General features: G+C 63.1%; 14 protein-coding genes. 3 read left to right on the forward strand and 11 right to left on the reverse strand.

What is annotated here, in order from left to right:
• The first annotated feature begins 5 nt into the window (after positions 1–5).
• The gene (locus MTR64_RS07865) at positions 6–1058 is read left to right on the forward strand and encodes an ecdysteroid 22-kinase family protein (RefSeq protein ID WP_243992556.1); all 1053 of its coding nucleotides are present in this window, start codon (positions 6–8) and stop codon (positions 1056–1058) included.
• 87 nt (positions 1059–1145) lie between these two features.
• Here MTR64_RS07865 and MTR64_RS21325 read toward each other — a convergent pair whose 3' ends face one another.
• The 8 genes from MTR64_RS21325 to MTR64_RS07900 form a co-directional block, all read right to left on the reverse strand.
• Entirely contained in the window at positions 1146–2036 is an 891-nt protein-coding gene (locus tag MTR64_RS21325; RefSeq protein ID WP_327194256.1) for a TonB-dependent receptor domain-containing protein, read from the reverse strand.
• A gap of 25 nt (positions 2037–2061) precedes the next feature.
• Positions 2062–3294 carry a hypothetical protein gene (locus tag MTR64_RS21330; RefSeq protein ID WP_327194257.1) on the reverse strand — a complete coding sequence of 411 codons (1233 nt, stop codon included), beginning with the start codon at positions 3292–3294 and terminating at the stop codon, positions 2062–2064.
• Positions 3272–3667, reverse strand: coding sequence for a TonB-dependent receptor plug domain-containing protein (locus MTR64_RS07875; protein WP_243992557.1), 396 nt, complete (start codon positions 3665–3667; stop codon positions 3272–3274). The genes MTR64_RS21330 and MTR64_RS07875 overlap by 23 nt, the downstream gene beginning before the upstream one ends.
• Before the next feature lie 555 nt (positions 3668–4222).
• Positions 4223–4690, reverse strand: a complete 468-nt coding sequence (locus tag MTR64_RS07880; protein ID WP_243992558.1) for a nuclear transport factor 2 family protein — start codon at positions 4688–4690, stop codon at positions 4223–4225.
• Positions 4687–5463: an SDR family NAD(P)-dependent oxidoreductase gene (locus tag MTR64_RS07885; RefSeq protein ID WP_243992559.1), complete on the reverse strand. Its 777-nt coding sequence runs from the start codon at positions 5461–5463 to the stop codon at positions 4687–4689. The genes MTR64_RS07880 and MTR64_RS07885 overlap by 4 nt, the downstream gene beginning before the upstream one ends.
• A complete protein-coding gene (locus MTR64_RS07890; RefSeq protein WP_243992560.1) occupies positions 5460–5963 on the reverse strand; it encodes a nuclear transport factor 2 family protein in 504 nt (167 codons plus the stop codon). Before MTR64_RS07890 ends, MTR64_RS07885 begins: the two co-directional genes overlap by 4 nt.
• Positions 5964–6053: 90 nt before the next feature.
• The gene (locus tag MTR64_RS07895; RefSeq protein WP_243992561.1) at positions 6054–6896 is read right to left on the reverse strand and encodes an arginyltransferase; all 843 of its coding nucleotides are present in this window, start codon (positions 6894–6896) and stop codon (positions 6054–6056) included.
• 290 nt (positions 6897–7186) lie between these two features.
• Positions 7187–8440, reverse strand: coding sequence for a threonine ammonia-lyase (locus MTR64_RS07900; protein WP_243992562.1), 1254 nt, complete (start codon positions 8438–8440; stop codon positions 7187–7189).
• 116 nt (positions 8441–8556) lie between these two features.
• Here MTR64_RS07900 and MTR64_RS07905 point away from each other — a divergent pair, with 116 nt between their 5' ends.
• Positions 8557–9465 (forward strand): NAD(P)-dependent oxidoreductase, encoded by a 909-nt coding sequence (locus MTR64_RS07905; protein WP_243992564.1) that lies wholly within the window; start codon positions 8557–8559, stop codon positions 9463–9465.
• 62 nt (positions 9466–9527) lie between these two features.
• Positions 9528–11204: an amidohydrolase gene (locus tag MTR64_RS07910; RefSeq protein ID WP_243992799.1), complete on the forward strand. Its 1677-nt coding sequence runs from the start codon at positions 9528–9530 to the stop codon at positions 11202–11204.
• A gap of 12 nt (positions 11205–11216) precedes the next feature.
• Here the strand turns inward: MTR64_RS07910 and tatC are convergent, their stop codons facing one another.
• The 3 genes from tatC to MTR64_RS07925 are packed head-to-tail and all read right to left on the reverse strand — an operon-like array spanning position 11217 to position 12708.
• A complete protein-coding gene (gene tatC, locus MTR64_RS07915; protein ID WP_243992566.1) occupies positions 11217–12023 on the reverse strand; it encodes a twin-arginine translocase subunit TatC in 807 nt (268 codons plus the stop codon).
• 11 nt (positions 12024–12034) lie between these two features.
• Positions 12035–12430 carry a Sec-independent protein translocase protein TatB gene (gene tatB / locus MTR64_RS07920; protein ID WP_243992568.1) on the reverse strand — a complete coding sequence of 132 codons (396 nt, stop codon included), beginning with the start codon at positions 12428–12430 and terminating at the stop codon, positions 12035–12037.
• A gap of 35 nt (positions 12431–12465) precedes the next feature.
• Positions 12466–12708, reverse strand: coding sequence for a twin-arginine translocase TatA/TatE family subunit (locus tag MTR64_RS07925; protein ID WP_243992570.1), 243 nt, complete (start codon positions 12706–12708; stop codon positions 12466–12468).
• Positions 12709–12739: the final 31 nt, after the last annotated feature.

A 12739-nucleotide genomic window follows, 5' to 3' on the forward strand; every position in this document is an offset into this window, starting at 1 on the left:
AGACCATGGCGAATGCACGGCCGCTTCCGGTTGAAATCGGCGATATCACCGAGGCGTGGCTTTCGTCCGCATTGGGCTGCACCGTCTCGTCAGTGCGGATCGCAGACGTCAACAACGGCACCTGCACGAAGATCCGGCTGGCACTGGTCACGGACAATCCGGCGGTTCCTGTGACTCTGATCCTCAAGGGCGGGTTCGAACCGCACAGCCGGATGATGGACTACATGCATGCCAACGAAGTGCACGCCTATGCCGATGTCGCGCCGATGTCGCCGCTGCGCCAGCCCCGATGTTTCTTTGCGGGATTCGATGCGGAGCGGCAGCAGGGCATCGTCATCATGGAGGACCTTGTCGCACGCGGTGTGACCTTCCTTCACCCGCAGCAGCCCCGCTCGCCGGAAGAAGTCGCCCAGCGGCTGGAAAGACTGGCGAAGCACCATGCCATGACGCTGGGGCGCCCCGGGGACTTCGCGCCGCAAGGCCGTTTCGACTGGGCGGGCGACATGATCGACGGGTTCTACCGCTATGGCGAGACAATCCTCACACCACCGGTCTGGCATGGCTTCGTTGAGAGCGCGCGCGGCGCGGCGGCATCGGTGCGGTTCCACGGCCTCGACTGGTTCCTCGATACGCTCGGCAAGCTCTCACGCTTCGGCAAGACTGTGCCGCGCGCGCTGCTCCATGGCGACACCCACCTGGGCAATCTCTATATCGACACCGATGGCGAGCCGGGATTCTTCGACAGCCAGCCCCATCTGGGGCCCGTCATGGCCGAAGTTGCCTATCATGTGACCGGTGCGCTCGACATGGCGGACCGGCGCGCGAACGAACGCGAGCTTGTCGCACATTACCAAGCGGCGATGGAGGCCGAAGGCCACACCCTGCCCCCGCTCAGCGAGCTTATGCAGCAGTACGCGGCCTTCCTTGCCTTCGGTTACGCCATCTTTCTGGTCAACGCCTCGGATTTCCAGCCCGAGGCGATCAATACCGCCTACACCGCCCGCTTCTCCTGCGCGATGCTGGATAACGATACGCTGGGCATGATCGCCGCACTGTAAATACAGAAAGGCCCGGCGCGCCACGCAGGCTGCCGGGCCGTCTTGCGAACAGGTCCCGTCCGCGTACCGCGAACGGGACGATCCGGATCAATTGCCGAAGTGAACCTTCAGGCGCATGCCGTACATGCGTGGTTCGCCTACCGATGCAGTCTCGAAACCGACTTCGGGAGAGCCCAGACCGGCCGCGTAGGTGTAGTACTTTTCCTTGGTCACGTTCGTTGCGAACACGGACAGGTCGACCGGCGAGCCGGCGATCGAGTTCCAGCCGAAGTTGAGGTTCAGCAGACCCAGCGATGGCAGCGTGCTGAACGCGGCAATCGCTGGGTTCGGGTTTTCACGGTCGATGTAATTGACCAGCATCTTCGTGCGGTAGGTGTAATCGATACCGAACGAGACCTGGCCGACGCTGGCATCCAACGGAAGCGTGTACTTGGCCGAAACCGTGAACTTGTGCTTCGGCGAGAGCACCTCAGGATCGCCAACAATGAACGGCGCCGCGAGCGTGAAGTTGGGATCGGAATACGTCAGCAGCGTATCAGGGACTGATTTGATTTCGGTGTGAAGGTAAGTGTAGCTGCCCGACAGCATCATGCCCTCGAAGGGACTGATCGAGGCTTCTGCCTCAAGACCGTAAATCTCTGACTTGCCTGCGTTGACAGGAGCTGCCGTCGAGGACTGCCCGCTGCCCTGGACTGCATTGAAGCCGACCTGCAACTGCTGGTTCGAGAAGTCATTGTAGAACGCCGCCACGTTGAACGTGCCCGGCATTGCGCCGTGGAAGCTGCTCTTGAAGCCAACCTCGAAACTGTCGACCTTTTCCGGATCGACCAGGTTGAGCGGCGCTGCCACGTTCGGCGCGATCGTCGCCGCACGATAGCCGCGCGCATACTTGGCATAGGCCATCATGTTAGGCGTAAAGTTGTAGTCCATGTCGATCAGCCAGGTCGGCTTGCTCGACTTCTGGCGCAGCGTCGTCACGCAACCCGTCGCATCGGCGGTCGGGTCAGTGCAGCGCGGGTTCTCGGCGCCCGGGAGGCTGGGGAACAGCCCATAGGACGGGGGGATACAGCAGCGTGTACGTGCGCCGCAGGCTGACGTTGCGCTGCTTGTCCCAGGTATAGCGGAGGTCGCCGGTGAGCTTGAGCCTGTCGGTAAGCTCATAAGTCGCCTGTGCGTAAAGACCGAAGTCCTGAAAATAGGTCCGGCCGATCGTCTGGTTGACAGAACCAACGTGGATCAACGGCACGGTCGTGGGATCACCGCCAGCCGCGGCGACCGCGCCCGCCGCGCCGAGATAGGTCAGGAACCCGATCGGATCGTTGCACTGGAAGTTCGCGCCGGCATCCGTGCAGGACGCAAGGAATGACGACTGACTGCCGGCAGCTCCGAGCGGACGGCTGATTTCGGCATAACCGCCAACCTGCCAATCGAGGCGATTATTCAGCGCCTTGCCCTGGAACTGCAATTCCTCGGTGAAGGTGTACTGGTTCGCCGTCTTCAGGCCCGGCGGCGCCGTGATCTGCGTGAAATGGACGTCGTAGGCCCCGATCGGCAGCTGTCCGCCCGTCAGGGCATTGAAATCAATCGTGGCATTCGTCCCGAACTGAGGGGCGTGGATGTCCTGCTTGTATTCGGCATAGCTGACGATGTTCTTCACCGTCACGTTGTCCGACGCGACCCAGGTTGTGGTGTTGATCACCTGCCACTGGTCAATCTTGGAATACGATTTATCGAGCGGATTGATGACGTTGTAGAAGCCCGTGCCCTGCTGTGCGAGCTGGCCATAGAAGATACCGCCCAATCCTTCGGTAGGATCGACCGCAACAAGCTTGGTCAGCGGTCCGTGGGTATCCGAATGGATGTACGAGGCGATCAGGTAGTTTTCGAGATCAGGCGTCAGGTCGGCAACCACGCTAAGGCGCAGCGCGGTGTAGTCGACATCGTTGAAGTCCCTGGGACCGATGCCGCTCTGGTTCTTGAGATATCCGTCGCGAACCATGCGGTCACCGGAAAGGCGGACCTTGAAGGTATCCGCCAGCGGGATGTTGATCGCACCCTGCACCCGGCGCATTCCGTAATTGCCCGCCGAACCTTCGAGATAGCCTTCCAGCAATTCGGTCGGCTTCTGCGGCACAAGCAGCACGGCGCCGCCGGTAGTGTTGCGACCGAACAGTGTACCCTGCGGTCCCTTGAGGACCTGAACGTTCTGCAGGTCATAAAAGTTGCCCGGAAGCACCGCGCGGCGTCACAACTTCCGCGAAATAGGTACCAACCGAAGGCAGGGTGCCGATATCCTGCGCGAAGCCGCGAATGGCGAAGGTCGTGTTCTCGGTACCAAAGTTCGTGTTCGAGGACAGCGAGGGCGTGTAGGTCGCAAGGTCGTTGGCATTGACAACGTTCTTGTCGGACAGCTGCTGCTGATTGAAGACGGTGATCGAAATCGGCACGTCCTGCAGCCGCTCTTCGCTGCGGCGTGCGGTCACGATGATGTCGTTGGTACCGATGCTGCTTTCAGCCGAATCCTGCGGCGCGCCCTGTGCGTAAGCTGGCGCTGCATATGCGAGCGCCGTCGTGGCGCAAAGCAGGACTCGAAATGACACGGAATTCATCAAACCTCTCCCTCACGTGCGATGAAATCCATTGATTAAAATATGGAAACATCGTTCTCGATTTTGGATAATATACCCATGCCATCGAGCCGCAAGGGCGCTCGCAAGCGCAGCACGTGCAATGCAACATCAGGCCACTGCGGCTTCCCGCAGGGTCATGCCCGCGGAAATCCGGCGGATTTCACCGGGTCAGAAACGGTTCCCGCAAAAAAGCGAAGGGCCAGCTGATATCGCCCCCCGTGAATAGTGATCCACAGTGTTTCACTGTTGCCGGAGCCGGGGGCCTGAAACCACGGCGGCCGTCCTTCAGGAGTGACTCGGCAGGAGGCGGGACAGGCTGTTGTCCGGCAAGGCCATTCGCGTGGCAACCTCCACCACTTCGGCCCGATGACCGGGCGTGACCTTGGAGCACTTGCGATGCGACCGAACCAGCTCGGTCCGCGACAGGTCTCGACCCCGGCGTCAGGCCATAAGCTTCGATCTTGCCCTCCTGAAGCGGAGAATTCTTTCCGAACGCCTTGCGAATATCAAAAACAAGTTCTGCCCGCAGCGCCGTCAAGCCTTAGAGTTCGGGACCGCGGCTCGGAACAGGCTGGCCTCCGCTTCCCAGTCCATCCGCACGCGGCGATGCGCGATCAGCCATTCGCCGTCCACCTTGCGGAAGGTGTCGAGATAATAACCGGCATGATCCGGACCAATGTCGGTCCAGGCAACCCAATAGGTGCGCGCACGGGCACTGTCGGGGCCGGCCAGATCGATCTTGGACGTCGACAGGTGATGCCGCACGAAGGTCGCACCATGCGTGCCACCTTCACCCGCGAGCCACCGTTCCTGCCAGGCACGGATCGCTGCGCGCCCTTCGTAGCGGAACAGGCGCTCGGCCGGCACATGCTCGCTCTCCATCACCGCATCCTCGGTGAAGCAGGACACGAAATCATCGATCCGCAGCCGGTCTCCCGCGGTATTGTACTTTGCCATCGTGTCGCGGATCGCCTCGCGGGCAAGCAGATCTTCCAGCGTCACGACATCACCAGCCCGGCATCGACGTTCACCGACTGCCCGGTGATCGTGCGCGCTTCGTCCGAGGCCAGGAACAGAGCCAGACGGGCGACGTCCTCGGGCGTGGAGAAGGTCTTGAGCGGCAGTGGCGCGACGATGCCTGCCTCGATCTCCTCGACGGACCTGCCCTGCTCATCGGCCACACGCTTCATGTAATTGAGCATAAGGTCGGTGCCGATCGCGCCCGGCACCACGCAATTGCAGCGGATGCCGTATTCTCCCACCTCGCGCGCGATCGTCTTGGTGAGGATGCGCAACGCGCCCTTGGCGGCACTGTAGTGGCTCTTGCGCACCATGCCGTCCCACCCGGCGCTGGACGAGAAATTGACGATGCTGCCAGTCCGCCGCGCCATCATCGAGCGGTTGAGCACCTCTCGCGTGCACAGCATCGCCGCCATGCAATCGACCTTGTAGGTATCGAGGAAGTTGTCGACGGTCTGTTCCCAGATGTACTTGTCGGTGCCCGGTACCGCGGCGTTGTTCAACATCACGTCGACCTGGCCCCAGCGGCTCATCGCTGCCTCGACCATGGCCGCGACATCGGCCTCGTCGGTCACATCGGCACGTACCGCCAAGGCCTGCTCGCCAATCGCGGCGACCGCCTCCTCGACCAGTTCCAGCCGCCGCGCAGCCAGCACCAGCTTTGCACCTTCGTCCGCCATCATCCGCGCCATGACCGGGCCAAGGCCCGTGCTGGCGCCGGTGATGATAGCCACCTTGCCTTCAAACCTCTTCATGCCGCTACCACCTTGCGCATGACGTCGTGGCTCTCGGGCGAGCCATCGAGTGCCCGGTTGAACCGCTCGACAATGCGCCAGCCATCGGACGTACGGCGCAAAGTCCAGTGGTTCACGGCCGCGCGCCAGAGGAACCAGCGCTCCCCTTCCTTCAGCACCACGAAGGAATAGCCGACCGCGTCGGCATCGTCCCCGCTCACCGTGATCTTCGGCGTCGCGGTCAGGTGCGCGCACCCGGTGTTCACAAGGTCGATATGCCCCGGCCAGGTGTACATGCCGGCGACTTCGTCCGGCGCTTCGAGCCGTTTCGATCCGCCATCGGGCAGCGTGAAGTTATAGCCGCCGCCCTCGACCCACAGCCTGCCGGCCGGCTCCGCCGTGGCGCTGTCGACCAGCGGACCGTAAGTCATCAGCAGGTTCTGGATCTCGAGATGATCCTCGGCGGCCCTCAGGCGCGCTTCCAGCGCGGCGAGGCGCTGCTCCAGGGCATCGGTCGGCATGAACTCTCCGCAATCGCTATCGTTGGCGGAGAAACTCCCGTGCGCGGTCTGTCAGGTCAAGTTCCCTTGTGGGAAGGGCGGACCTCGCCGTCAGACCTTGGCGATCGCGGGCATACCGTCCTTGCCGCCGGTCTGCCCCGCCTCCGCGCGGCTGCGCGGATTGGCCGCGGCGGCGGCAATAAGGCGCTCCTGTTCCCTGGCATCAAGGCGTTCCCAGCCCGCGCGGCCCAGCTTTTCCATGGGGCGGTAGCGTACCTTGTACTGCATGCGCGGCGAGCCTTCGACCCAGTAGCCAAGATAGACATAGGCCAGACCCATGTCCTGCGCCCGGCGGATGTGGTCGAGGATGATGTAGTTGCCGAGGCCGGCCCGTCCCTCGTGGTGCGGATCGTAGAAGCTGTAGATCATCGACAGGCCATCACACTGCTTGTCGGTGAGGCAGGCGCCGATCAGCCGGCCGGGCGTCACACCATCGGCGGACGGCTCACGGTATTCGACGATGTAGCTGGTGACCGGCGTGTGCTCGACCATGTCGGCAAAGTCGGTCTCGTCCATCGTCGTCATCCCGCCTTCGGGATGGCGCACCGACAGATAGCGCTGGAGCAGTTCGAACTGCTCATTGGTCGACCAGGGGCGGCAGACGGTGGCGATGATGTCGGCATTGGCCTTGAGAGCGCGCTTCTGCGAGCCCGAGGGCCTGAACTCTTCCGCCACCACCCGAACCGAGACGCAGGCGGCACAATCGAGGCAGGAGGGACGGTAAGCGACGGTCTGGCTGCGGCGGAAACCGATTCGACCCAGTGCATCGTTGAGCGAGTCCGCGTGCGGCCCCTTGAGTTCGGTGAACACCTTGCGCTCGTTGCGGCCCGGCAGATAGGGGCACGGCGCGGGGCTCGTCACGAAGAACCGGGGAAAGCGAACCTGAGCCGTCACGAGTCTGAAACTTCCTATTTCTCTTGCGATGCCGTCACTGTCTGGTTCCAAATATGCACGGCGTGCCCAAACCTTCAAAGTCTTTTAACCACGAAATGCGGCCGAGGCAGGACGAAAACACGCGTCTGGTGATGCAATGCGTTACCAGCGTGCCAAATCGGAGCATCCGCGCCGAACAACCTTTCACCGCAACGGGCCAGCATCAGATGGCACGGCGACCCTCCCGCTGCCCGGCGCCAGCCCGGCAGCGGTGAAAGCCGCACTCCTTCCCGTAACGCGGGAGCGGGTGGTTATTCGGTTTCGACCTGCTTTACTTCGTAGCCCTCACGGCGCAACGCCGCGACCAGCGTGTCGAGCTGCTCGCGATCGCGCGCCTCGCACTCGATCTCGGTGACAAGACCCTTGGCAGGCAAATGCGTGAAGATACGCTGATGGAACACCTCGATGATGTTCACATTGTGCTCGTGGAAGACCTTGGCGACCTTGAACAGAGCGCCGGCACGGTCCTGCAAACCGATGCGCAGGCGGGCAAGGCGGCCGGCCCGGGCGAGATCGCGCAGCAGCACGTTGGCAAGCAGGCGCGTATCGATGTTACCGCCCGACAGGACGATGCCGACCTTGCGGCCGGCGAAGAGGTCCCGGTTGTCCATCACCGCCGCCAGCCCGCAGGCGCCCGCGCCCTCGACCAGCGTCTTCTCGATCTGGAGCAGCAGCGCCAAAGCGCTCTCGATCTTCGACTCGCTGACGAGCAGGAATTCGTCGAGCGTGTCGCGCAGGACTTTCGAGGTGAACAGGCCCGGCGAAAACACGGCGATGCCTTCCGCCAACGTGTCGCCGCCGATCGGCAGGTTGGTGCCCTTCAGCAGATTATACATCGACGGATAGAGCTGCGCCTCGACCCCCACGAGCTTGATATCCGGATTGATCGCGCGCGCCACCGTACCCATGCCCGATGCAAGCCCGCCGCCGCCGATCGGGAGCACCAGCGTATCGAGATCGGGCACGTCCTCGAGCATTTCGAGCGCCACGGTGCCCTGTCCGGCCGCAACGTGCGGATCGTCGAACGGGTGGACAAACGTCAGCCCCAGTTCCTCTTCGACCTTGCGCGCATGCGCGTAGGCCTCGTCAAAGCTTTCGCCCTCAAGGACAACTTTGCCGCCCACGCTTTCGGTCTGCATGACCTTCACCAGCGGCGTGGTCTTGGGCATGACGATCGTCACCGGCACGCCGAGACGGGTACCGTGATAGCTAAGGCCCTGTGCATGGTTGCCGGCGGATGCCGCGATCACGCCGCGCGCCCTGCGCTCCTCGTCAAGCTGGAGCAGGGCATTGAGAGCACCACGTTCCTTGTAAGCGGCGGTAAATTGCAGGTTTTCAAACTTGAGCCAGATATCGGCGCCGGTGATCGCACTCAGCGTGGTGCTGTGCAGCGTCGGCGTCCTGACGACGGCACCCGTAATTCGCTCCGCCGCCGCGCGAACGTCGGCTGCGGTCAGCAGGGCCTCGTGAGCCCCGGGAGCGATATCGAGTACAGGTTTGTTCATAGGCTGGCGCGCCTACCGGAATCCGGGGGAAATTGAAAGCAAACTTGGGGCAGAAGGCTGACGACAGCCCACTTCTTGCTGTTTGCATTCGCGCAAAACCGTCTAGAAGTCGCCTCATGAGTCAGAGCAAGAGCGACACCCGCAAGGTTTCCTTCATCGGCCTGGGCGTGATGGGCGGCGCGATCGCGCGGCACATCGCGAAAGCAGGCCACGAACTGACAATCTACAATCGAACACCCGAACGCGCACAGAAATGGGCCGACGAAAATCCCGGCCTCGCCCACCGCATTGCCGCCAATCCCGCCCACGCGGCGCAGGATGCTGACGTCGTCATCACCTGCGTCGGCAACGACGATGACCTTGCCGATGTCGTGCTCGGCCCCAACGGCGTTTTCCGGATGCTCAAGAAGGGCGGGGTATTCATCGACCACACCACCGTTTCCGCACGCATCGCCCGCCAGATCTCGGTCGAAGCGCGCGACCTGCAGGTCCACTGCGTCGATGCACCCATGACCGGCTCGCAGATCGGCGCCGAAAACGGCACGCTCACATTGATGTGCGGCGGACGCGGCGATGCGATCGAAGCAGCGCGCCCGGTGATGGAAGCCTATTCGCAGCGGATCGTCCATGTCGGCAAGGCCGGTTCGGGCCAGATCGCCAAGATGGCCAACCAGATATGCATCGCCGGCAACGTGGCCGCGCTCGCGGAAGCCGTGCGCTTCGCGCAGGCCTCGCACCTCGACATGGACAAGGTCTACGAGGCGATCTCGGGCGGCGCCGCGCAATCCTGGCAAATGGACAACCGCTGGAAGTCGATGGACGAAGACCGCTTCGACTTCGGCTTCGCAATCGACTGGATGCGCAAGGACCTCGGCCTCAGCCTCGATGAAGGCCGCGGCCTTGGCGTCTCGCTGCCGGTTGCGGCGCTGATCGACCAGTTCTTCGCCGAAATCCAGGCCACGGGCGGCGGCCGCCTCGACACCAGCGCGATCATCAAGCGGCTGCCGAAGAAGGGCAAGAAGTGACGTTTGCATCCCGGGCAGCACTGACTGCCGTTCTCGCCTGGTCGCTCTCGGCGACCCCGGCCATGGCGAAGAAGAAGACCCCGCCGACCGAGCCCGCCGTCGCCGGAACCCTGATCGACAATGTCGATGGTCTGACGCCCGACGGGAAAGGTGGCATCGAGCACTTCGATGGCTTCCTGATCGGTGCTGACGGGCACATCGCGGAAGTCTATCACAGCGGCGAGAAGCGCCCCCAGCGGGTCGATTACAGGCTCGACGGCCAGGGCCGCGTGGTGATGCCCGGCATGATCGACGCGCATGGCCACGTCATGGCCACGGGCTTCGCGAAGATGACGCTGGACCTCTCGGCGACGAAATCGCTTGATGAGGCCCTATCACGTATCGCCGCGTGGACCGCAGCCCATCCGGACGCACCCTGGATTCTCGGCAGCGGCTGGAACCAGATGCTGTGGGGCCTCGGCCGGATGCCTACTGCTGCCGAACTCGACGGCGTGACCGGCGGCAAGCCCGCCTGGCTTACGCGAGTCGACGGCCATGCCGGCTGGGCCAATTCGGCGGCTCTAAAAGCGGCCGCGATCACGGCCACGACAGCCGACCCTGCAGGCGGAGAGATCCTGCGCGTGGCTGGCAGCCGGAAGCCCGCTGGCGTCTTCGTCGATGCCGCTACCGAACTTGTCGCGAACGCCGTGCCCCGGCCTCGCCCGGAAGACCGGGACACTGCACTGGGCGAAGCCCAGCTGGCATTTCTGGCACAGGGCGTGACGTCGATAGCCGATATGGGCACCTCGATCGAGGACTGGCAGGCCTTCCGCCGTTCCGCCGACCTCGGCCATTTGCGCGTGCGCATCGTCTCCTATGCGGCAGGCATCGAGAACATGCGGCTGATTGGCGGCCCCCGCCCGACCCCGTGGCTCTATCACGACCGGCTCAAGATGAACGGCCTCAAGCTGTTCCTCGACGGCGCACTCGGATCGCGCGGAGCCTGGCTCAAGCAGCCCTATGCCGACAGTGCCGGGACCACTGGCCTGCCGCAAATGAACCAGACTCAGCTTGGCAACCTGATGAGTCGCGCTGCGATCGACAATTTCCAGGTGGCCGTCCACGCCATCGGCGATGAGGCCAATGCCACTGTGCTGAACGCCATCGACGAACTGTCCGAAACCTACACCGGCGACCGGCGCTGGCGCATCGAACATGCGCAGATCGTCGATCCGGACGACTTCGCGCGCTTCGGCACGCACGGGATCATTGCTTCGATGCAGCCCCAGCACGAAGCCTCCGATCGGGTGATGGCCGAAGCGCGGCTGGGACCGGACCGGCTGACCGGCGCCTATGCGTGGAAATCGCTGGCGGCAGCGGGGGCTACACTGGCTTTCGGTTCTGACACGCCGGTGGAACCCGCCCTTCCCTTCGAAGGCATCGCCGTCGCCATCACCCGGCAGGGTTCCGACGGCCAGCCATTTGCCGGCTGGCAACCGCAGGAAATCCTGAGCCGCGAAGCCGCGATCAATGCCTATACCACGGGAGCGGCCTACGCGATGTTCGCGGAAGACAAACTGGGCCGCATCGCCAAAGGCTATGACGCGGACTTCCTGTTCGTGGATACCGACCCGATGCTGGCAACGCCCGAACAGATCCGCAAGACGAGGGTACTTGAAACCTGGATCGGCGGCCAGCGCGCCTGGGCGGCAGCACAGGACGAGAACATGACAGCAGAAAAGCCGGGCGAAGCGCCATAAGGCGCTTTCGCCTTACTCCGCAACGACCTCGGCGGCGGCATTTTCCTCGGCCGCCTTCGCTTTGGCGTCACGCTTTTCCGTGAACCACATGACGATCAGCGTGCCTTCGAACAGTGCGATCAGCGGTATGGCCAGCAGCAGTTGCGAAATCACGTCCGGTGGCGTCGCGACAGCCGCGATGATGAAGATCCCAACGATGGCATAGCGCCGCGCGCCCGCTACCTGCGTCCGCGTAACGATCCCGGCGCGGTTGAGCAGCATCAGCAGCACCGGCAGCAGGAAGCTGATCCCGAAAGCCAGAATGAACTGCATCACCAGCGCCAGATAGTCGCCCGTCCCCGGCAGCGCCTCCAGCTTGAGCCCGCCCTTGTCTCCCTGAAAACCCAGAAAGAAGTGGAACGCGGTGGGCATCACCACATAGTAGGCCAGCGCCGCGCCCATCGTGAAGAGCACAGGGGTCGCGATCAGGAACGGCAGGAACGCCTTCTTTTCCTTCGCGTAGAGGCCCGGTGCCACGAAGGCCCAGATCTGGTTGGCAATCACGGGAAAGCTGACGAAGAAGGCGGCGAACAACGCCACTTTCACTTCGACGAAGAAGGCTTCGTAAAGCTTGGTGTAGATCAGCTTGCCCTGCCCTGCCGGGAAGGCCTCGGTCAGCGGGCGGACGAGAAAACTGAAAATGTCGCCCGAGAAATAGAAGCACACGCCGAAGGCCACGGCGAATGCCAGAAAGGCACGCAGCAGCCGCGCGCGCAACTCGACCAGGTGCTCGATCAGCGGCGCCTGGGTTTCATCGATGTCGGAAATGCCGAAAGCCATGCGGGAACCGATCAGGCCGGAGGAGGCGGCAGATTGAGTTCTGCCTGCCGCGTGTCATCGGGGGAACCGGTATCGGCGCCGCCAGCGTCCGTTTCCGGCGAAGACGTGTCCGTCGATGCGGGCGTCTCCACCGGCGCAGCAGGTGCCTGCATCTCCTCGGCCGTGGGGAGCTGCGGGGCGGACTTCATGATCGCCTCGTTCTGCTCGCGCCACTTCTTCTCCATTTCCTCCAGCTCGGCCTCGCGCACCATGGCATCGACACCCGCGCGAAAATGGCCTGAAACCTTGCGCATCTTGCCGATCCAGCGGCCAGCCGTGCGCATGGCCATCGGCATGTCCTTCGGACCGATGACGACGACCGCCACGATGACGACCATCAGGAGTTCGGATGCGCCGATGTCAAACATCGCCGGTGTGCGACCTTATCCGCTTTCGAGTCAGGTCAGGCCTGCTCGTTCTTGGTTTCGGTCGTGCTCGGGCTGGCATCGCCCTGCTGCGCTGTGATCTGCGCGGGCGGCGTGGAAGTCTTGGTGGAGGCTTTCTTCTCCTCCTCGTTCATGCCGTCCTTGAAGCTCTTGATGCCCTTGCCGAAGTCACCCATGATTTCCGAAACGCGGCCGCGTCCGAACAGCACGAGCACGATCACCAGAACGATCAGCCAGTGCCAGATCGAGAAGCTACCCATATTCCCTACTCCAAGTTGGTTGCGCCGATAC

This window comes from Novosphingobium album (ex Hu et al. 2023), assembly GCF_022832385.1.
Lineage (GTDB): Bacteria > Pseudomonadota > Alphaproteobacteria > Sphingomonadales > Sphingomonadaceae > Novosphingobium > Novosphingobium album.

Bases quoted from the DNA above. Each gene is read 5' to 3' on its own strand.
- MTR64_RS07865 (WP_243992556.1), top strand. From the start codon at position 6: ATGGCGAATGCACGGCCGCTTCCGGTTGAAATCGGCGATATCACCGAG.
- MTR64_RS07875 (WP_243992557.1), bottom strand. From the start codon at position 3,667: ATGAATTCCGTGTCATTTCGAGTCCTGCTTTGCGCCACGACGGCGCTC.
- MTR64_RS07885 (WP_243992559.1), bottom strand. From the start codon at position 5,463: ATGAAGAGGTTTGAAGGCAAGGTGGCTATCATCACCGGCGCCAGCACG.
- MTR64_RS07890 (WP_243992560.1), bottom strand. From the start codon at position 5,963: ATGCCGACCGATGCCCTGGAGCAGCGCCTCGCCGCGCTGGAAGCGCGC.
- MTR64_RS07900 (WP_243992562.1), bottom strand. From the start codon at position 8,440: ATGAACAAACCTGTACTCGATATCGCTCCCGGGGCTCACGAGGCCCTG.
- MTR64_RS07905 (WP_243992564.1), top strand. From the start codon at position 8,557: ATGAGTCAGAGCAAGAGCGACACCCGCAAGGTTTCCTTCATCGGCCTG.
- MTR64_RS07910 (WP_243992799.1), top strand. From the start codon at position 9,528: ATGGCGAAGAAGAAGACCCCGCCGACCGAGCCCGCCGTCGCCGGAACC.
- tatC (WP_243992566.1), bottom strand. From the start codon at position 12,023: ATGGCTTTCGGCATTTCCGACATCGATGAAACCCAGGCGCCGCTGATC.
- tatB (WP_243992568.1), bottom strand. From the start codon at position 12,430: ATGTTTGACATCGGCGCATCCGAACTCCTGATGGTCGTCATCGTGGCG.
- MTR64_RS07925 (WP_243992570.1), bottom strand. From the start codon at position 12,708: ATGGGTAGCTTCTCGATCTGGCACTGGCTGATCGTTCTGGTGATCGTG.